Raw genomic sequence first — 18,859 nt, 5'->3', positions numbered from 1 at the left:
CCGTGGCAGAAAACTTCTTTAAAATCATCAAATCTGAGCTGATCTACCAGCTTCCGGTATTGAACGTTAGACAGATACAGGTTGAACTCTTTGAGTTCATCGAAATCTGGTACAACAAAGAAAGAAAACATTCCTACCTGAATTACCTCACTCCTGAGCAGTTCGGAGAAACAACAAAAACAAAGGCCGCATGAAGAAAACTGAACTCGAACTAATCAGGGGGATTTTTTTTCTAAATCCCACTGATTAGTTGAGTAGCCCCGCGGCAGGCGGCATTAAATCAATTCAAAAACAGGCTTAAAAATATTGTCCAGTTTTTTGTAGTAAATCCAACTCTATATCGGTCACTGCCTACGTTTAGACGATTGAAGTACACTTTTGATCAAACAATTATCTGTCTTTCCATCTATTTAATCCTACTAGTCACCAGAATGCCGATATACATAAAGTTTATTTTTCATTTTTAGAATTTTGATGCAGTTTTGTGGAAATATCTAATGATGACAATCCTATTTAAAAACCTCACCGTAATAGATCCAGAATTCAGAAAAACCGGTGATTTTTATTTTGATGGTCAGCGATTGCATTCTGATTTTCCATCCAATCAAAATGCCGATCACGTATTTGACACATCAGGTTGCTTCGCATCCAAAGGATGGATTGACCTTCGGGTTGGTTTGGGAGAGCCTGGACTAGAGTATAAGGAAACTGTAGAAAGCCTTTGTGAATCATTGCAAGCCAGCGGATTTTGTGCGGCAGTGATTCTTCCCAATACCGATCCTGTCATTCAATCTAAAAATGAAATCGACTTTTTGAAATCAAAATCTGCTCGATTTCTTCCGGAGCTGATTATCCAAGGTGCAGTAACTAAAAACACCAATGGAGAGGATTTGACTGAGATATTGGATATGCATTACCAAACTGGAATATCCATTTTTGGAGATGGAACAAATACACTACATCACGCAGACCGATACTTAAAAGTCCTCCAATACCTTCAAAAATTTAATGGGATATTGTTTGATCATCCTTTTGATCCGCTTTTGGCGATTTTTGGTCAGATGCATGAAGGAAAAATATCCACTAATCTTGGACTGAAGGGCCTTCCAGCGATGGCCGAAGAAATAGCCGTTCACCGTAATCTTGAGCTTATGCGCTACGCAGGGGGAAGAGTCCATTTTCAAACATTGAGTACAGCTAAATCTGTCGAATTGATCCGAATGGCCAAAAAAGAAGGGTTAAACGTCTCGGCTGATGTCTCAATTGCCCAACTTTTGTTTTCAGATGAGGACTTGAAGGATTTTGATCCAAACTATAAAGTAATGCCTCCTTTTCGGGGCTCAAAGGAAAGAGCTGCGCTAATCCAAGGTCTAAAAGACGGGACCATTGACGCGATTTGCTCCAATCATCAGCCGCAGGATTTGGATTCGAAATTTATGGAATTTGATCTGGCTAATTTGGGGCAGATTGGTTTGCAGACTTTTCTACCGGGAATGGTGAAGCTGGCTGAGGAGTTGAGTTGGGATCTATTAATTCAAAAAATCACCAGTGGTCCTGCAAAAGTTTTGAACAGAGAGCTCGGAGAGAATTGGACAATTTTTGATCCCACAGCCAATTGGGTTTATTCCAAGGATACCAATAAATCCTTGGCTTCAAATCATCCATGGTTTGGGCAGGAGTTGACTGGAAAAGTCAAATTTGTAATCCAGAAAGGGCAATTAGCTCAAATCGATGAATAAATACTTCGCCTCAGCCTATCAATTTGGCATTTTAGGAGGAATTTTGAGCATCGCTTCATTTGGCCTGCTTGCGTTTCTCCAGCCAGATCCGACCAATTTAAATCTGGTTTTTGGATATTTAATTACCCCGATTTCGATCTTTTTGGCGCTAAAGTTTTTTAAGGATTATACCAACAACGGCTATATTTCATTTGCCGAAGGAATGTCCGTGGGGTTTGTAACCTATATGCTTATTGCTTTGGTTTCCGGACTTGGGATATGGATCATTTTGGTTTTGTTTCCTGATTTATTTCAAGTCATTTTGGATTCCAAGCTCAATGTATTGTCTGAAAACCGACAAACGATTATAGATCAATTGGGTGAATCCTCCTTCCAAAATACCTTGGAAAACATCCGTGAAATGGCCCTAATGGATGTCGCATTGAGTGATTCACTCTGGAAAATTATCCCAGGATTGTTTTTTACGATAATTATTTCAATAATTTTAAGAAAAAACCCTAACTAAACTCACTATGGAAGAAAATGCAAAATCTCCTTTTCAAGCTGCGGTACAGCCTGGTTTAATCATCGGATTAGTATCCTTGACGATTACTTACGTCATTTATTTTATTAATTCTGGGCTCTTGGCTTCTGGCTGGTTTGGTCTCGTGATGATCGTATTGTTCTTTGCTTTGATTATCTATTTTGGGAAGCAATATCGAAGTGAATTAGGTGGTTTCATGTCTTTTGGCACTGCTTTTAATTTTAGCTTTATCACCATGATAATATCTGGAATAATTGGTCTATTAGGGCAAATTATCCTTTTTCAAGTGATAGACCCAAGTTTACCTGAGGTGCTAGCTGAGAAAACTCTTGAATCCACCTTAGAGATGATGGAGAGCTTTGGAGCTTCGCCTGATTCAATGTCTACCGAACAATTAGATGAAATAAAAGAAACTACACTCTCTAATTTTACCGCCTTAGGACAGATTAAAAACTTTGGTTTTGGCCTTATAGCCTATGCGATAGTTTCACTGATTCTTGGAGCAATTCTTAAAAAGAGAGATAAGTCTTTAGATTATTAAAATGCTTCAGATTTCCACTGTTATACCAGTTTTCAATGAAGAAGAGTCGCTTCCCGAATTAACCCATTGGATCAGTCGGGTGATGAACGACCATGGGTTTTCATATGAGATTATTTTGGTCAATGACGGAAGTACCGATAGCTCCTGGGAGGTAATCGGGGAGTTATCAAAGAAAAATGGAAACATCAAAGGTCTGAATTTTACCAGAAATTACGGAAAATCCGCAGCGCTGGATGCTGGCTTTTCCCAAGCAAAAGGCAAAGTGGTAGTTACTTTGGATGCGGATCTGCAGGATAGCCCTGATGAGATACCTGCCCTTTACCAAATGATCGTGGAAGAAGGATTTGATGTCGTCTCAGGATGGAAAAAGGAGCGCCATGATCCGATTAGTAAAACTATCCCTTCCCGATTTTTCAATGGAGTGACCCGCTGGATCTCGGGAATAAAACTACACGATTTCAACTGCGGATTGAAAGCCTACAAGCTGAAGGTCGTAAAGAATATTCAGATTTATGGTGAAATGCACCGATACATTCCACTACTGGCCAAGTGGAACGGCTATACCAAAATCGGTGAAAAAGTGGTCCAGCATCAAGCCCGGAAATACGGCTATTCAAAATTTGGTCTGGAGCGATTTCTCAATGGCTTTCTGGATTTGATTTCCGTATCATTCGTTCATCGGTATAAAAAGAAGCCCATGCACTTTTTTGGCTTGTTGGGGACGATTTCTTTTATCTCCGGATTTGTAATTACGGTTTGGTTGATTGCCCAAAAAATATACAGTATCAGAGAAGGGGTAAAAGTGAGAGAGGTCGTGGATCAGCCTGTTTTTTTTCTGGCATTGGTGGCGTTGATAGTAGGAGTTCAGTTGTTTGTTACAGGATTTATTGCCGAGCTGATGACTTCAAATCAATCCAAGGAAACTGAATACAAAATCGACGAACAAATCAATTGTTCTGAGTAATGTTTTTTTCGGTGATCATACCGGTTTACAATCGGCCGAAGGATTTGAAAGAGCTACTTCAAAGCCTGACTCGACAGGCTTATAAAAATTTTGAAGTGATCGTCATAGAGGATGGTTCCCAACATACCGCAGAGAGCGTATGCGGAAAATTTTATCAGGAATTACAACTGACCTATAAATTTCAGGAAAATCAAGGTCAGGGGTTTGCCCGAAATCACGGAATGAAGCTTGCTACGGGCGAGTTTTTCATTATTCTGGATTCGGACGTCATTTTGCCTCCTGAATACCTCGATAACTTAAATCGAATTCTCACTAAGCGAAAACTTGATGCATTTGGTGGCCCTGATGCTGCATCGGAGGACTTTTCTAACATGCAAAAAGCTATGGATTTTGCGATGACTTCCTTTTGGACCACTGGTGGGATTAGGGGGAAAATGAAAGATAAGTCCAACTATCAGGCTAGAGGATTTAATATGGGATTTAGCCGGCACGTATTTGAAAAAATTGGGGGATTTATAGATCCAAATCGAGGCGAAGATATTGAGTTGAGTATGCGAATAAAAAAAGCAGGATTTAAACTTGAACTCATCCCTGAGGCGTTTGTCTATCACAAGCGAAAAAATACCTGGAGTTCCTTTGCCAGACAGGCATATTCATTTGGGCAGAACCGGGTCAATGTGTCTAGGTTTCACCCGGAGGCCATACAATCGGTACATTTTCTACCAACTTTTTTCCTCGCCTATCTTTTGTTAGGGATTCTCTCGTTAGGATTCAATCTCACGTTTGCTTGGTTGTTTTGGCTTGGATTGTTTGTATGGACGCTTCTGGTTTTTATATCTGCTAGCTGGCTGCACAGATCTATTCTGGTCGGATTTTTGGCATTAATCTGTTCTTTTACCCAACTAGTTGGCTATGGATCTGGCCTGCTTATAGGATTGATTTCTAAAAAACGATTCGGTTAACCTTTCCGACACACAAAAATAATTTCATCTTTAGCCAAGGCATACTTGCTGACTATTTCAGGGTCAATTCTTTTGACTAATTGATTTTCTTCCACGTTCAGCCCGGAAGTGCTCAATCTTTTTGCATAATCTTTTCCAAATTTCCGGACATGATCCCGCTGACCAAATAGACGCTCTCGTTCCCTTGGGTCGGTGATCGTTTTGTCTTCGATCGTTTTTTCGATGGGGTAGACGGGAGATTGTAAAATTCCCCAGCCATTAGATTTTAAAACCCGGTTGATCTCCTGACAGGCTTGGATGTCGTCTTTCACATGCTCTAATACATGATTGCAAAAAACCACGTCAAAGGTATTTTCAGGAAAAGGAATCTGATGGATATCCATTTTCACTTTTGCTAGGGGAGATTCGATATCTGCGGTGATGTATTCAAGATTGGGTAGTTTTTCAAACCGATCGATGAAGCAGTGCTCGGGAGCTACATGCAAAACTTTTAATTTGGCTGTGAAAAATTCAGTTTCCTCCTTGAGAAATAACCACATCAAACGATGGCGCTCAAGCGAAAGGCAGTTTGGGCAAAGTGCATTTTCGCGGGAAATTCGACCATAAGGCAAAAAATTTTGATACGAGTGGTCGCAGACCGGACAGTGTACCGCTGATCCCCTCAGGGTAAGTTTAAAAAAATGCATGATTACGGGACTCACTCGCTGTAAAATAGGACGGGGAATAAAGCGGATAACAAAACTAATGATTCTCTTCATGGGATGATTTCAGGACCGCAAGTTAATCAATCAGGTATTTTCAGCCTCGAAATCTTGTTTTGTTTTTTATTTTTAGATTTTTTAGGACTTCAATTCGCCCTAGAATTTTGGATATGAAAAAAGGGTGAGTATTTTAGTTGACGTAATTTACCTAACTGTTTACCATTTTATGAAAATCCACCCATTATTTCTATTGGTTTTGGTCATGTTTTTTATTCTTCCGCTGGAATCAAAAGGCCAAGAAAAATCATCTTATACGCTAAAGGAAATGGTCCAGCGGGCAAAAGACCGATCTCCTGCTGCCCTGAGGGCCTTGACTCGAAAAGAAAATCGCTACTGGCAGTATCGGCTTTTTCGCTCCAATTATAATCCCCAACTCAGGCTAAACGGAACCCTTCCCAGTTACTCTCAGGCATTCAATGGCATTACGCAGCCAGATGGATCTATCCAGTTTTTGGAAGTACGGCAGAATTTTATGGATTTGGAGTTGGGTTTGCAGCAGGTGATCGCTCCGACCGGAGGAGTCATTTCTGTCAATACGTCGACCAATCGCTTTGATAATTTTTTGGCAGGTCCCAGCGAAATACAGACTAGGTGGTCTGGAATACCGGTAAATGTGCGACTTCAGCAACCGATCTTTGCCTACAATCAGTTTAAATGGGATAAAAGAATCCAACCCCTGCTTTACGAGGAAAGCAAGCGGGAGTTTATCCAGGAAATGGAAGAAGTTTCACTTTTTGTGACCCAATTGTTTTTCGATTACCTTTTGGCACAAGTCAATGTCGACATAGCTACTCAAAACTTAGCCAATACGGAGGAAATTTTCGAAATCGAAAAGAAGCGCTATGAACTGGGAACTACCTTTGAAGACCGACTATTGCAGGTGGAGCTTCAGACTCTTCAGGCGCAGCAGGATTTGGCTCAGGCAAAATTAGACCTAGAAAGCTCTGCTTTATCGGTTAATTCATTTATTGGTTTGAATCCAAGCAGTGAAATCAGTTTGGTGTCGCCGGAAGATATTCCGGATTTTGAGGTGAATGTCGAGCAGGCGATTGAGCTGGCTTTTCAAAATCGGTCCGAAGCCTTGGGATTTGATCGCAGGAAAATCGAAGCTGAATCTCAAGTTGCTCAGGCTAAAGGACAGCGACTCAATGTGCAATTGAATGCCAGCTATGGATATAACAATGCAGCATTTAACTGGGGGGATATTTACACCAATCCCAATACACAAGCCCTAGCAAGTCTTGGAATTTCAGTTCCGGTGTTGGACTGGGGGAGAAATAAGGCCCGAATGGCACAAGCTGAAGCTAATCAGCAATTGGTAGAATATACTGTACAGCAGGATGTGATCAATTTTGAGCAGGAAATATTCACCAAAGTCAAAAACTTTTTGATGATCAAAGAGCGACTCAATGTTACCAAGGTTTCCGATGAGGTCGCTCAAAGAAGATATGAAATCGCCTTGAAGCGGTTTCAATCCGGCAATGTTTCCATTACGGATTTGAATATTGCTCAGAATGAAAAGGATAGTAATAAACGAGCGTATTTTAGCGCATTGCGGGATTTTTGGATTGCTTATTATGAATTGCGGTCGCTTACACTGTATGATTTTGAAACGGATGAGCTGCTTTACCTTCCTGAGCTAGAGGAAATGCTTTAGTTACAAGAAAGACCAGGCTTTCTCTAGGTTCTGATTACAGGATTGGGGGAAGCTATCGCCAAAAGATTCACTCTTTCCTTATTTGAAACAGGATTCCTGGGAAATACTTTTTCAAAGAGGATAAGTCCAAATTTGGCAAATGGATTCAATGACGTAATTTAGCCCGCTAAAGTCTCCCGAATGAAGTTAATTGAGGTAAACAGTCCAAAGGAACAATCTGAGTTTATTGAAATGGCGGTTCGTCTGTATCGGCATGAAAAAAACTGGATCAGACCACTGGATAAAGACATTGAAGGGCTCTTTCATCCTGATACGAATAAGCTTTTTAGGAATGGAGCAAAAGCTAAACGCTGGCTTTTGCAGGATGCAAATAGACAAACTATCGGTCGAATCGCTGCTTTTGTCAATCCAAAAATGAAAGAGAAGCAGCCTACTGGTGGGATAGGTTTTTTTGAATGTATCGAAGATCAGGAAGCTGCATTTAGGCTGTTTGATGTTGCCAAAGAATGGCTTCAGTCAGAAGGTATGGAAGCTATGGATGGTCCGATCAACTTTGGTGAGCGGGATAAATGGTGGGGACTTTTGGTAGATGGCTTTACCGAACCCAATTATAATATGCCCTGGAATTTCAAGTATTACCAAAAGTTCTTTGAAGACTATGGGTTCAAACTTTATTTCAAACAGTTTACCTATCAGCGTCCTGTACAAAAATTGCGCTTTGATCAGAAAATGATTGATCGCGCCAACTTGATCATCGCCAACCCGGACTATTCATTCCGGTATATCAAAGGCAAGGAGCTGCAAGAGATGGCACCGGAATATTTTATGACGGTGTATAATAAGGCTTGGGCAAGACACATGGGGAAATCGTTGACACTGAAAGAGGCCAAGTTGATGTTTGGTAAAATGAAACCCATTATTGATCCCCGGTTGATCTATTTTGGATTTTATAAAGGCGAACCGGTTTCTTTTTTCATTAATATTCCTGAAATCAATCAGATTTTTAAGCATGTCAATGGGAAAATGGACTTGATCGGAAAACTAAAGTTTCTCTGGTACAAGACTTTTTCTCCCCCAAATAAAATGTTGGGATTGGTATTTGGGGTAGTGCCGGAGCATCAGGGCAAAGGAGTGGAGAGTGCCATGATTATTAGTTATGATAAGATGAGCAATTCTCCTTCATTTCCATACAAGACCATAGAAATGAACTGGATTGGCGATTTCAATCCTAAAATGATGCGAGTATGCGAACAGCTTTTGGCGGAGATTTACAAAACCCATCATACCTATCGCTATTTATTTGATCGGGAAAAGCCTTTTGAGCGTCATCCTATTTTTGCTTAAATAAGAGAAAACAAACAAACTATAAATTAGAAGATGAAGAAGTACGATGTGACTGGGATTGGAAATGCCCTGGTCGATATAGAGTTTAAGGTATCGGACCAGTTTTTTTTAGATCATGGAGTCGAAAAAGGATTAATGACACTAGTGGACGAAGCTCGCCAAAACAATCTGATGGAAGTGATCAATACGGCCCAAGCCAAAAAACAAGCTGGGGGGTCCGCTGCTAATACCGTAGTGGCGGTCAGTCAATTTGGGGGTAAATCGTACTACTGCTTTCGAGTAGCTGCCGATGAATTGGGGAGCTTTTATCTGAAAGATCTGAATGATTCCGGCGTAGACCATGCCTTGCTTGAGGAGGATTTGGAAAGCGGGGTGACCGGGAAATGTCTGGTCATGGTAACGGAGGATTCGGAGCGTACGATGAATACTTTTTTGGGTATTACGGCTACATTTTCTCCTAAAGACCTGAATGAATCAGCGATCAAAGACTCCCAATATCTTTTTATTGAGGGTTATTTGATCACTTCGGAAAATGGAAAGGAAGCGATGAGGCATGCTAAAAGGATTGCTGAAGAAAATGGGGTGAAGGTGGCTCTAACTTTTTCGGATCCTGCCATGGTTAAGTATTTTAGAAATCCCTTTGATGAGGTTATCGGTGCCAGTGTGGATTTGCTTTTCGCCAATGAAGAAGAGGCTATGATTTTTACCGGAAAAGACAATTTGATGGAAGCTCGGGAGGAATTGAAAAAGGTGGCCAAGCATTTTGTTATTACTCAAGGTAAAAACGGGGCAATGATTTTTGATGGAGATACCTTTATTGATATCGAACCCTACAAAACTACAGCGATCGACAGTAATGGTGCTGGCGATATGTTTGCGGGTGCGTTTTTATATGGGATTACCAATGGACATAGCTACGCATCCAGTGGAAAATTGGCATCAATGGCCAGTTCCAAAATTGTAAGCCAATTCGGTCCTAGACTTCTCTGGCATGAGGCAAAGGAAATTCTGGCAAAGCTAAAGCCTTAAGTTTCCAAAAAATGAAGGGCCGGCAAATTTTTGCCAGCCCATTTTTTATTTTCCGAATTAAAACTTTACCCCAAATCGCTTTCCCAAGTCGACTAAGTCTTCTATCACAGGTTGAAGAAGTGGGATTCCTTCTTTTTTCCGAGTGGCCTCAAGTTCTCGCTCAGGATCACCTGGGATCAATACGCGATCATTTCCAGGAGTGGGTTCTGCTGAGCGGAATCGTCTGATCCAATTATCCATATGTGATTTGAATTCATCAGCAGGTCTAAATGCATCTACGCGCATCGCCCCAAAAAAGTGACCTATTCCCTCACCGACCGGATTGGGGTCGGGATCCAGAAATGCAACAAATGGCGGAACCCAAGGCCCGTAATTTGCACCTGAGAGGACTGCTGAAAAAATATCTACTATCGCACCCAAAGCATAACCTTTGTGTGATCCGTGCTCACGGTCTCCTCCCAGGGGAAGCAAAGCTCCTCCATTTTTAACTCCATCTGCCGTGGTAGTTGGGTTTCCATCTTTATCCTGAATCCAGCCGGACGGTGCTTCTTTACCTTTCCGTTGCAAGATTTCCAATTTGCCGTTGGCCGCGGTAGTCGTAGCCATATCTGCTACAAAAGGCGGTTCCTCATCTGCTGGAATTGCTACTGAGATAGGATTAGTTCCAAGCAGTCGTTCTTTTGAAAAGGTTGGACTGACCAGCGGACTGGCATTGGTAAATGATAGACCAATCATATCGTGGTCCAAAGCCATCATGGAGTGATAGCCTGCAATTCCATAGTGGTTTGAATTTCTTACCGAAACCCATCCTGTTCCTGCCTTAGTGGCTTTTTCGATGGCGACATTCATAGCATAGGGAGCTACCACAAGTCCCAATCCGCTATCGCCATCGACTACTGCCGTGGATGGGCTTTCATGGACAATTCGAATATTGGGATTGGTATTTATTCGACCTTTTTCCCAAAGTCTGATATAACCCGAGAGTCTCGCTACCCCATGGCTATCCACTCCCCTCAAGTCAGCCGATACCAAAACTTCGGCACCAATTTGAGCATGAAACTCAGGGCAACCGATCTTAATCAAAATGTCGTGGGTAAATTTATAGAGATGATCGTAGGAAAGTATGCTCATAGTAAGGTATGCCAAATGGTGTAAAGTAACATAAAGGTAAAAAGTATTGGGTACTCTTTTGAGCGGAATTTTAAATAGTCTCCAATTCGTTAAGCAACATAGAAATCGCTCCTTCCTTCAAGGCGTAGTGAGAACAGGTGATGGAATCTACCGGTATGTATTTCAGGATAAAATCGATCAAGGTAGAAGCCACTACGATCATATCCACCCGCATTGGAATCATCCCGGGAATCCGAAGACGTTCTGTTTTGTCTTTATGAATGAGCATTTGGTAGATTCTGCGAAATTCCGCAGCCGGTAATTCAAATACATGCTGGCCGGTCAATTTACACTGGAGCATGGATTCAAAATAAATATCGGTTAACGTATCAAAAGTCCCTGATGCACCGACAAGACTCGTTGGTCTATAGGTATCAATCGCTTGGATCAAAGGCTGAAGTTTTTGCTGCAAGTATTCGTGGATTCTCCCGATTTCATCTTTGGTGATGGGATCATGATGATGAAAAAGCTCAAGTAATCGCTGTCCGCCTATTTCAAAACTTTGCTTCCAAAAAGCCTCTGCCGATGTACCGATGATAAACTCTACCGAGCCTCCCCCGATGTCCATCATGAGTTCGGTTTGGCCATTGAGTGAACCTGAAAATCGAATCCCTTCATAAATCATCTGGGCTTCTTCCTCTCCGCTGATGACTTTGATGTCAATATCAAGCGAATCTTTTACCTCCTTGACAAACTGCAATCCATTGTTGGCATTTCTGACTGCACTCGTGGCAAAGGCAAAAATTTGATGGATTTTTTCGCCATCGATCAAATTCCGAAAGTGGCGAAGTGTATGATGGGCTCTTTTCAGAGCTTCAGGTGATATGTGATCCTGATTGATGCCACCCTGGCCTAGTTTTACCGGGATTTTTTCCTTGTAAATAGTCTTAAAATTATTCTCACCTAATTCCACCAATAACAAATGAAATGTATTGGTTCCCATGTCTATTACAGCCGCCTTTCGGGTACTCATATCTTGCCAAAATTTTGGATGGGCGAATATAAAAAGTTATTCCAAAAACTATCGGAAGGAGAGTTTTTAATTATGAGATATTTCGATTTAATCTGATAATTTTCTTTCCCATAATTTTTAGAGTAGAGCGGGAATGTTTTCCCCCTTGCAAAAGCCTATTATCTTTGGAGGATTCAATTAATCGCACATGACTAATTCAGATAAACCCATTTATAATGCTCCGGGAAATGCGGAGAAAATAGAATTATTAAAAAAGAAAAATGAGGAGGCCCTTTTGGGAGGAGGCGAAAGCAGAATCGCCACTCAGCATAAGAAAGGAAAGCTGACGGCCCGCGAGCGAATAGATTTGCTGCTGGATGAAGGAAGCTTTCAAGAGGTAGATAAGTTTGTGAGGCATCGGGCTAAGGATTTTGGATTGGAAAGAGAACATTACTTGGGTGATGGAGTGGTGACCGGCTACGGTGAAATCAACGGAAGGCTGGTGTATGTATTTTCTCAGGATTTTACGGTTTTTGGAGGCTCTCTTTCCGAAACTCATGCCGAGAAAATCTGCAAAATCATGGATATGGCCATGAAAAACGGTGCACCGGTGGTCGGGCTCAATGATTCTGGAGGAGCCAGAATTCAAGAAGGGGTAAATTCCTTAGGAGGCTATGCTGATATTTTTTATCGAAATACGCGGGCTTCGGGAGTTATTCCCCAGCTTTCTGCGATTATGGGGCCTTGTGCGGGTGGTGCGGTGTATTCTCCGGCAATCACTGATTTTATCCTTATGGTAGAAAATACCTCCTATATGTTTGTGACTGGACCAAATGTAGTCAAAACCGTGACTCAAGAATCTGTCACTGCAGAGGAACTTGGTGGTGCTTCGGCTCATAGTACCAAGTCGGGAGTGACCCATTTTTCCTGTAAAAATGAAGTAGAATGTATTCAGCATATTAAAAATATTCTGAGCTATATCCCCCAAAACTGTGAAGAAACTGCACCTATCTATCCCTATGAATTTAAAGCCGAGGAAAGTAGAAAAATATTGGATGAATTGATTCCTGAAAATCCCAACCAACCCTATGATATGCGGGATGTGGTGGCGGGGATTGTGGATGATGATTCCTTTTTGGAGGTTCATGAGAATTTTGCGGATAATATCGTGGTGGGCTTTGCCAGAATAGCAGGCCGGAGTATTGGGATAGTGGGGAATCAGCCTCAGTCCATGGCCGGAGTTTTGGATATTCATGCATCAACCAAAGCAGCTCGGTTTGTACGCTTTTGTGATAGTTTCAATGTTCCCCTATTGGTTTTGGTTGATGTTCCGGGATTTCTTCCGGGCACGGATCAGGAATGGAATGGCATTATCACCAATGGAGCGAAATTACTCTATGCTTTCTCCGAGGCAACAGTTCCAAGGATCACGGTGATCACAAGAAAAGCCTACGGAGGAGCTTATGACGTAATGAACTCCAAGCATATCGGAGCAGATATGAATTTTGCCTGGCCAACTGCTGAGATTGCAGTGATGGGAGCCAAAGGTGCTGCGGAAATTATTTTCCGGAAGGAAATCATGGAAGCCAAAGACCCAGAAGCCAAACTTCAGGAAAAGGTAGATGAATACACCGAGAAGTTTGCCAATCCTTATCGGGCAGCCCATCGAGGATTTATCGATGAGGTAATCATTCCGTCTGAGACTAGGATAAAATTAATCAAGGCATTTAAAATGCTGGAAAACAAGGTAGACAAACTACCGAGAAAGAAACATGGGAATATTCCCCTGTAGAAGAGAATTTGAGGTCTTGAGTCATCAATAAAAAATTGCTGAACGGAAGATGGGACACGAGCTAAAAGATTGGACAAGTTTTGAGCGATTGGAAAAATTGAGTAAAGTCAGACATTTTGTCCAAAACGTGGTTAATTAGTTTTACTCCTAAAAAAACAATGTCCCAATTAGGTAAAAAGCAAGGGCTCAAAGCTAAGAACCAAATAAATTAAACTGATTATTTTCCCTATGAATAAAGTAAACGACGATAAGCAATTTCTCACCAAATATCTCAATAACGCATCTCCCACCGGTTTTGAAGCTTCAGGACAGCAAATTTGGCTTGACTACATTAAGCCATTTGTAGATGAATACTTTACTGATAACTATGGTACTGCAGTAGGAATCATCAATCCCAAGTCGGATTACAAAGTGGTCATAGAAGCACATGCTGACGAGATCAGTTGGTTTGTTAATTATATCAAAGATGATGGCTATATCTATGTAAGGCGCAACGGAGGATCGGACCACATGATCGCCCCATCGATGCGGGTGAATATTCATACCGATAAGGGAGTGGTTCCTGGAGTATTTGGCTGGCCGGCCATTCATGTGAGAAAAGAAGGAAAGGAGGATTCCCCGACTTTGGACAATATTTTCATTGATGTCGGAGCCCGCTCCAAAGATGAGGTAGAAGAAATGGGGATTCATGTGGGATGTGTGATCACCTTTAAAGATGAATTGTCCGAGTTGAACAATAAGTTTTATTCTGGTCGGGCTCTAGATAACCGGATTGGTGGATATATGATCGCTCAGGTTGCTAGGAAAATTAAAGAATCGGGAAAAGTACTTCCTTTTGGTCTTTATATAGTAAATGCCGTTCAGGAGGAAATTGGACTTAGAGGTGCTGAAATGATTGCCCATCGGATCAAGCCACAGGCAGCCATCATCACCGATGTGTGTCATGATACTACCGCGCCGATGTATAATAAAATTTCAAGTGGAGATCAAGTGGCGGGTAAAGGACCTGTACTTACCTACGGGGCTTCAGTACATAAAAAGTTGCTTGACTTAATCATCGCTACTGCAAAGAAAAAGGAAATCCCATTTCAGCGAGCTGCTGCTTCTCGAGTTACGGGGACAGACACCGATGCCTTTGCCTATTCCAATGAAGGAGTCCCTTCAGCGTTGATTTCACTTCCTCTGAAGTATATGCATACCACAGTTGAGACTGCTAGCAAAGAGGATATTGAGCAAGTTATTAACCTGATGTATGAGTTTCTACTTGATTTTGAACCTGATTTTGACTTTAAATATATACACTAATAAAACGAGCCACTACATGCATATTCGTAGTGGCTTTTTTTATTTTCAGCCATGGAGTTTATAGATCAACTAGGGCGTAGGATTTTTTTGGAAAATTTTCCTCAGCGGATTATTTCTTTGGTTCCTTCTCAAACAGAGCTATTAGTCGATGTGGGTTTGGATGATCGTCTTGTTGGGGTCACCAAGTTTTGTGTGCATCCTTCTCGATTGAAAAAGTCGAAAACCATTATTGGAGGGACTAAGAATCTCCGCCTACAGGAAATCCACAACCTTCAACCTGATTTAATCATAGGCAATAAAGAGGAAAATGAAAAAGACCTGATTTCAAGGCTCGAGGAGCATTTTTCAGTTTGGATCAGCGATGTTTCCAACCTAGAGGAAGCCAAAACGATGATTTCGGGTTTGGGCCAGATTACGGGTACCGAAAAAAAGGCAACAGAAATAATTCATTCCATTGAGAATAATTTTAACCGGCCCTTGAACCGAAAAGGTAGAGCAATTTATCTGATCTGGAAAAATCCCATCATAGTTGCAGGACAGGGAACTTTCATATCTGCTATTATGGATTGGGCGGGTTTTGAAAATAGAGTTGAGGAAAAACGCTATCCATCCTTTTCTGAGAATGAATTAATAAATCTAGAACCGGAATATCTATTGTTGAGCAGTGAACCGTATCCATTTAAAGAAAGCGATGTCGCTTATTTTCAAAAAATCTTGCCAAACACACACGTTTTATTGGTGGACGGGGAGTATTTTTCTTGGTACGGATCGCGATTGGTCAAAGCCGGTGACTATTTCCATAAATTGTCTGATCTCCAGTAAAGTAAACTCAACCGTTTAAAAAAAATAGAATTTCCCAACGGTACTTTTTTAAAAATTTTAATTAACTTTTAGGCTTCAACAAATCAACAACCTAAGATAACCTATGAAGAATAATAGAAGGCTTTTTCTCAAAAAGCTTGGTGTAACTACCGGTGCAGCTGCAATAGCCCCTTCGGTATTTGCAAGTGATTCGGGCCAAAAAGAATATCTGTTGCGAAAATGTGAACTTGAAGCCGATCAACCCATACGCCTAGCTCTAATAGGAGTCGGGATCATGGGTACAGAGGATACTAACACGGCATTGAGGCATGCGAATGTCAGCCTAGTCGCAGTTTGTGATCTCTATGATGGTAGATTGACCTCTGCCAAACAGAAATGGGGAGATCACTTGTTTTTGACCAAAGATCATCATGAGATTCTCAAGCGTAAGGATGTAGATGCGGTCATCATTGGCACTCCGGATTCTTGGCATAAGCAGATTTCGATTGATGCCTTGAATGCTGGGAAACACGTTTACTGTGAAAAACCCATGGTTCACTCCGTAGAGGAGGGAGCAGAAGTAATTGATGCTTGGAGAAATTCCGAAAAGATTATGATGGTGGGCTCTCAGGGACTTTCCTCTTTGGGTAATGAAAAAGCAAAGGAGCTGTTAGAAGCCGGCGCGATAGGAGATATTGTTTATGCCGAGGGTTTTTGGGCGCGAATGTCTCCTGAAGGAGCTTGGCAATACAATGTGCCCGAAGATGGGAATGAACAAACTGTGGATTGGAAGCGGTATATATCAAATACCTCAAATCGTGATTGGGATCCATTGAGGTTTTTTCGGTGGAGAAATTACCTAGATTACGGGACAGGGATGTCGGGAGATTTATTTGTCCATTTATTTTCATCGTTACACTTTATCACCAATTCACATGGTCCTACTAAAGTTTCTTCTATGGGAGGATTAAGGTATTGGAAAGATCAAAGAGAAGTGCCTGATGTATTGTTAGGGATGTTTGACTATCCTGAAAACGAAGCACATCCGGGATTCAATCTTTCTCTTCGCTGTAATTTTGTAGATGGCACAAGCGGGACTACCTATTTGAGAATTGTAGGAACCAAAGGTTCAATGGACGTGAAATGGGAAGAGGTAGTTTTGAAGTTGAATTCAAATGCCGAAAGTGATGATCCGTTTATGAAAGAGCAAGCCAAATTAAGAGCCTCCTCAGGAGAAGAATCTCGCGCTAAAATATTACCTCCGCGGGAGACTTCTTATACTGCTGAGCGTACCTGGAAAGGAGCTCATTATGATCATTTTGGAAATTGGTTTAAAGCCATACGCACGGGTGGTACGGTAGTTGAAGATCCAGTATTTGGATTTAGAGCGGCAGCACCTGCCTTGCTATGTAATGATAGTTATTTCGAAGATCGGTTTATTGAATGGGACCCAGTTAAAATGAAAATAGTTTAATATGAAAATGAAAACAGTTATTACATGCATGAGTATAGTTGCAGCAGCTATAGCCTGTAGCCCAAAAAACACAGAAGAAACGACAGAAACTGTAGAAAAAGTAGTCGTATTGGACAACACCCTTAATGAAGACGAAAAGTCAGATGGCTGGATGCTTCTTTTTGACGGTGTTTCGGCAGATGGCTGGAGAGCATTTAATGGAGATTCTCTTCCCCCCAATTGGACGATCGAGGATGGCACTTTAAAAGGATTGGGACATGATGGCGGTGATATCGGAGGGGATATTGTTTTTGCACCGATGGAGTTTGAGGAATTCGAAATGGAGTTTACCTGGAAGATTGACTCTGGCGGAAATAGCGGGGTGTTTTATCACGTGGTAGAGGATCCCAAATATGCGGCACCCTATTACACCGGTCCGGAGTACCAAGTAATTGATCAGTTAGGTTTTCCAGATCCCTTGGAGGATTGGCAGTCACTTGCCGCTGATTATGCGATGTATGAGCCGGATCTAGAAGGAGTGGTAAAACCTGCTGGAGAATGGAATACTTCCAGAATAGTGTTTACTAACGAAAAGGCCGAATATTATCTTAATGGGAAAAAGACGGTGGAATTTGTCCCCTATTCTGAAGATTGGTTAGAACGAAGAAATAGTGGAAAATGGGATGACTTTCCTGATTATGCTATTTCTAAAACTGGTCTGATCGCACTTCAGGACCATGGAAGCGAAGTTTGGTACAAAAACATAAAAATTAGAACACTATGAAGAATATAATTATTGCGGTCTTGGTCTTTTTGGTAGGCCAAAGCGCTATTGCTCAGAAAAAAGTAGACCTTTTTAATGGGAAAAATTTAGACGGCTGGATAATCTATGGTACCGAAAAGTGGTATGTTGAGGACGGCCTTTTAGTTTCTGAAAGCGGCCCTGACAAAGGTTACGGTTATTTGGGAACTGAGGAAAACTACGATGACTTCGAGATTATGCTGGAGTTTAAGCAGGAGGCAAATGGAAACAGTGGTGTTTTTATTCGGTCCACAGTAGACGGGACGATGGTGTCAGGTTGGCAAGTGGAAGTTGCCCCTCCGGGAAGTGATACGGGTGGTATTTATGAGTCCTATGGTAGAGGCTGGTTAGTCAAGCCGGATCCTGAGAAAGATAAAGCTCTGAAATTTGGGGATTGGAACAAAATGCGAATTGTAGTCAAAGGTGATAATGTGACATCGTATTTAAATGGGGTGGAAATGGTTAATTTCTCAGATAAAAAAATCGGTGATGGAAAAGGAAGTATACTTCTCCAAATCCATGATGGAGGAGGAATAAAAGTCTATTGGCGAAATATTGTGTTAAAGAAATTATAGTGGATTAAATCCAGCGATTTCAAATGGCTTGAGGATAAATTTCTCAAGCCATTTTTTTTCGTAATTTTTTACGATTCGTTTTCAGCAGGTTAGGAGAAAAGAGCGAATATTTCTTGTAGGAGTATTGCAGAGTCAAATAATACCCCGATATTTGCACTCCCAATCGACACAAACGGTGTTTGACGGGGGATAAAAAAGTTGAAGAATCGGGGGTTGTTTTCGGGGAATTGTGCCGCTTATGGTGCGGGGATCTGAAGAAAAAAAATATCCCGATAGTTTTGCGGAGGAAAAAACTTCTCTTACCTTTGCACTCCTGTTCGGAAGGAACGGGGCGGACCGGGCCGGAAAGTCTGGCAGAAAATACAGAAAAAATACAGGAGGCTACCCGGTGAAGCGGGTCTGCGGTCCACAGTTGGCGGAAGAGTCCGCCTTCAAGTTCTTTGAAGTGATGTAAGGCGAAAAAAATAGTAAAAACCTGAGAGAGAAGGG

Annotated in this window: 19 protein-coding genes; 15 read left to right on the top strand and 4 right to left on the bottom strand. The window is 41.6% G+C overall.

Annotated features, from left to right (window positions below; translation table 11 throughout):
• The 6 genes from BM043_RS19180 to BM043_RS19155 all read left to right on the top strand — a co-directional run.
• The coding region (locus BM043_RS19180; RefSeq protein WP_143189472.1) for an IS3 family transposase at window positions 1-194 on the top strand (194 nt) is incomplete at its 5' end.
• A gap of 303 nt (window positions 195-497) precedes the next feature.
• A complete protein-coding gene (locus BM043_RS19175; protein ID WP_317042398.1) occupies window positions 498-1,739 on the top strand; it encodes a dihydroorotase in 1,242 nt (413 codons plus the stop codon).
• Window positions 1,732-2,244 (top strand): DUF4199 domain-containing protein, encoded by a 513-nt coding sequence (locus BM043_RS19170; RefSeq protein WP_092794866.1) that lies wholly within the window; start codon window positions 1,732-1,734, stop codon window positions 2,242-2,244. Before BM043_RS19175 ends, BM043_RS19170 begins: the two co-directional genes overlap by 8 nt.
• Window positions 2,245-2,251: 7 nt before the next feature.
• Window positions 2,252-2,803 carry a DUF4199 domain-containing protein gene (locus BM043_RS19165; RefSeq protein ID WP_092794863.1) on the top strand — a complete coding sequence of 184 codons (552 nt, stop codon included), beginning with the start codon at window positions 2,252-2,254 and terminating at the stop codon, window positions 2,801-2,803.
• A 1-nt stretch (window position 2,804) separates the two neighbouring features.
• Window positions 2,805-3,767 carry a glycosyltransferase family 2 protein gene (locus tag BM043_RS19160; protein ID WP_092794860.1) on the top strand — a complete coding sequence of 321 codons (963 nt, stop codon included), beginning with the start codon at window positions 2,805-2,807 and terminating at the stop codon, window positions 3,765-3,767.
• On the top strand, window positions 3,767-4,729 hold the full coding sequence (locus BM043_RS19155) for a glycosyltransferase family 2 protein (protein WP_092794857.1): 963 nt from the start codon (window positions 3,767-3,769) through the stop codon (window positions 4,727-4,729). The genes BM043_RS19160 and BM043_RS19155 overlap by 1 nt, the downstream gene beginning before the upstream one ends.
• Here the strand turns inward: BM043_RS19155 and BM043_RS19150 are convergent.
• Complete coding sequence (locus BM043_RS19150; RefSeq protein ID WP_092794854.1) at window positions 4,726-5,487, bottom strand: class I SAM-dependent methyltransferase; 762 nt, start codon at window positions 5,485-5,487, stop codon at window positions 4,726-4,728. The genes BM043_RS19155 and BM043_RS19150 overlap by 4 nt on opposite strands.
• Before the next feature lie 169 nt (window positions 5,488-5,656).
• Here BM043_RS19150 and BM043_RS19145 point away from each other — a divergent pair, with 169 nt between their 5' ends.
• The 3 genes from BM043_RS19145 to BM043_RS19135 all read left to right on the top strand — a co-directional run bounded on the left by BM043_RS19145 (window position 5,657) and on the right by BM043_RS19135 (window position 9,520).
• Window positions 5,657-7,147, top strand: a complete 1,491-nt coding sequence (locus tag BM043_RS19145) for a TolC family protein (RefSeq protein ID WP_092794852.1) — start codon at window positions 5,657-5,659, stop codon at window positions 7,145-7,147.
• 180 nt (window positions 7,148-7,327) lie between these two features.
• Window positions 7,328-8,491 (top strand): hypothetical protein, encoded by a 1,164-nt coding sequence (locus BM043_RS19140; protein ID WP_092794849.1) that lies wholly within the window; start codon window positions 7,328-7,330, stop codon window positions 8,489-8,491.
• 33 nt (window positions 8,492-8,524) lie between these two features.
• A complete protein-coding gene (locus BM043_RS19135) occupies window positions 8,525-9,520 on the top strand; it encodes an adenosine kinase (protein WP_092794847.1) in 996 nt (331 codons plus the stop codon).
• A 57-nt stretch (window positions 9,521-9,577) separates the two neighbouring features.
• On the opposite strand, the gene BM043_RS19130 is transcribed toward BM043_RS19135, so the two are convergent.
• The gene (locus BM043_RS19130) at window positions 9,578-10,651 is read right to left on the bottom strand and encodes an Ldh family oxidoreductase (protein WP_092794845.1); all 1,074 of its coding nucleotides are present in this window, start codon (window positions 10,649-10,651) and stop codon (window positions 9,578-9,580) included.
• Between the two features lie 70 nt (window positions 10,652-10,721).
• The gene (locus tag BM043_RS19125) at window positions 10,722-11,663 is read right to left on the bottom strand and encodes a Ppx/GppA phosphatase family protein (protein ID WP_092794842.1); all 942 of its coding nucleotides are present in this window, start codon (window positions 11,661-11,663) and stop codon (window positions 10,722-10,724) included.
• A gap of 187 nt (window positions 11,664-11,850) precedes the next feature.
• Here BM043_RS19125 and BM043_RS19120 point away from each other — a divergent pair, with 187 nt between their 5' ends.
• From BM043_RS19120 to BM043_RS19095, 6 genes are all read left to right on the top strand, one after another.
• Window positions 11,851-13,434 (top strand): acyl-CoA carboxylase subunit beta, encoded by a 1,584-nt coding sequence (locus BM043_RS19120; RefSeq protein ID WP_092794838.1) that lies wholly within the window; start codon window positions 11,851-11,853, stop codon window positions 13,432-13,434.
• Window positions 13,435-13,662: 228 nt separating this feature from the next.
• A complete protein-coding gene (locus tag BM043_RS19115; RefSeq protein ID WP_092794835.1) occupies window positions 13,663-14,739 on the top strand; it encodes a M42 family metallopeptidase in 1,077 nt (358 codons plus the stop codon).
• Window positions 14,740-14,790: 51 nt separating this feature from the next.
• Window positions 14,791-15,561: an ABC transporter substrate-binding protein gene (locus BM043_RS19110; protein ID WP_092794832.1), complete on the top strand. Its 771-nt coding sequence runs from the start codon at window positions 14,791-14,793 to the stop codon at window positions 15,559-15,561.
• A 103-nt stretch (window positions 15,562-15,664) separates the two neighbouring features.
• On the top strand, window positions 15,665-17,014 hold the full coding sequence (locus BM043_RS19105) for a Gfo/Idh/MocA family protein (RefSeq protein ID WP_092794830.1): 1,350 nt from the start codon (window positions 15,665-15,667) through the stop codon (window positions 17,012-17,014).
• A 28-nt stretch (window positions 17,015-17,042) separates the two neighbouring features.
• Window positions 17,043-17,777 (top strand): 3-keto-disaccharide hydrolase, encoded by a 735-nt coding sequence (locus tag BM043_RS19100; RefSeq protein WP_317042397.1) that lies wholly within the window; start codon window positions 17,043-17,045, stop codon window positions 17,775-17,777.
• The gene (locus tag BM043_RS19095; RefSeq protein ID WP_092794824.1) at window positions 17,774-18,370 is read left to right on the top strand and encodes a 3-keto-disaccharide hydrolase; all 597 of its coding nucleotides are present in this window, start codon (window positions 17,774-17,776) and stop codon (window positions 18,368-18,370) included. Before BM043_RS19100 ends, BM043_RS19095 begins: the two co-directional genes overlap by 4 nt.
• Window positions 18,371-18,413: 43 nt before the next feature.
• Here the strand turns inward: BM043_RS19095 and BM043_RS19665 are convergent.
• On the bottom strand, window positions 18,414-18,859 hold a 446-nt coding region (locus BM043_RS19665), incomplete at its 5' end, for a hypothetical protein (protein ID WP_218144176.1).

The organism is Algoriphagus hitonicola (genome assembly GCF_900113375.1).
GTDB lineage: Bacteria > Bacteroidota > Bacteroidia > Cytophagales > Cyclobacteriaceae > Algoriphagus > Algoriphagus hitonicola.
The sequence above is the reverse complement of the archived record's forward strand: the minus strand, read 5'-3'. Positions and strand labels throughout refer to the sequence as shown.

What these genes read in the sequence shown, in the direction of transcription:
- BM043_RS19175 (WP_317042398.1), top strand. Translation starts at nt 498, where the DNA reads ATGATGACAATCCTATTTAAAAACCTCACCGTAATAGATCCAGAATTC.
- BM043_RS19170 (WP_092794866.1), top strand. Translation starts at nt 1,732, where the DNA reads ATGAATAAATACTTCGCCTCAGCCTATCAATTTGGCATTTTAGGAGGA.
- BM043_RS19165 (WP_092794863.1), top strand. Translation starts at nt 2,252, where the DNA reads ATGGAAGAAAATGCAAAATCTCCTTTTCAAGCTGCGGTACAGCCTGGT.
- BM043_RS19160 (WP_092794860.1), top strand. Translation starts at nt 2,805, where the DNA reads ATGCTTCAGATTTCCACTGTTATACCAGTTTTCAATGAAGAAGAGTCG.
- BM043_RS19155 (WP_092794857.1), top strand. Translation starts at nt 3,767, where the DNA reads ATGTTTTTTTCGGTGATCATACCGGTTTACAATCGGCCGAAGGATTTG.
- BM043_RS19150 (WP_092794854.1), bottom strand. Translation starts at nt 5,487, where the DNA reads ATGAAGAGAATCATTAGTTTTGTTATCCGCTTTATTCCCCGTCCTATT.
- BM043_RS19145 (WP_092794852.1), top strand. Translation starts at nt 5,657, where the DNA reads ATGAAAATCCACCCATTATTTCTATTGGTTTTGGTCATGTTTTTTATT.
- BM043_RS19140 (WP_092794849.1), top strand. Translation starts at nt 7,328, where the DNA reads ATGAAGTTAATTGAGGTAAACAGTCCAAAGGAACAATCTGAGTTTATT.
- BM043_RS19135 (WP_092794847.1), top strand. Translation starts at nt 8,525, where the DNA reads ATGAAGAAGTACGATGTGACTGGGATTGGAAATGCCCTGGTCGATATA.
- BM043_RS19130 (WP_092794845.1), bottom strand. Translation starts at nt 10,651, where the DNA reads ATGAGCATACTTTCCTACGATCATCTCTATAAATTTACCCACGACATT.
- BM043_RS19125 (WP_092794842.1), bottom strand. Translation starts at nt 11,663, where the DNA reads ATGAGTACCCGAAAGGCGGCTGTAATAGACATGGGAACCAATACATTT.
- BM043_RS19120 (WP_092794838.1), top strand. Translation starts at nt 11,851, where the DNA reads ATGACTAATTCAGATAAACCCATTTATAATGCTCCGGGAAATGCGGAG.
- BM043_RS19115 (WP_092794835.1), top strand. Translation starts at nt 13,663, where the DNA reads ATGAATAAAGTAAACGACGATAAGCAATTTCTCACCAAATATCTCAAT.
- BM043_RS19110 (WP_092794832.1), top strand. Translation starts at nt 14,791, where the DNA reads ATGGAGTTTATAGATCAACTAGGGCGTAGGATTTTTTTGGAAAATTTT.
- BM043_RS19105 (WP_092794830.1), top strand. Translation starts at nt 15,665, where the DNA reads ATGAAGAATAATAGAAGGCTTTTTCTCAAAAAGCTTGGTGTAACTACC.
- BM043_RS19100 (WP_317042397.1), top strand. Translation starts at nt 17,043, where the DNA reads ATGAGTATAGTTGCAGCAGCTATAGCCTGTAGCCCAAAAAACACAGAA.
- BM043_RS19095 (WP_092794824.1), top strand. Translation starts at nt 17,774, where the DNA reads ATGAAGAATATAATTATTGCGGTCTTGGTCTTTTTGGTAGGCCAAAGC.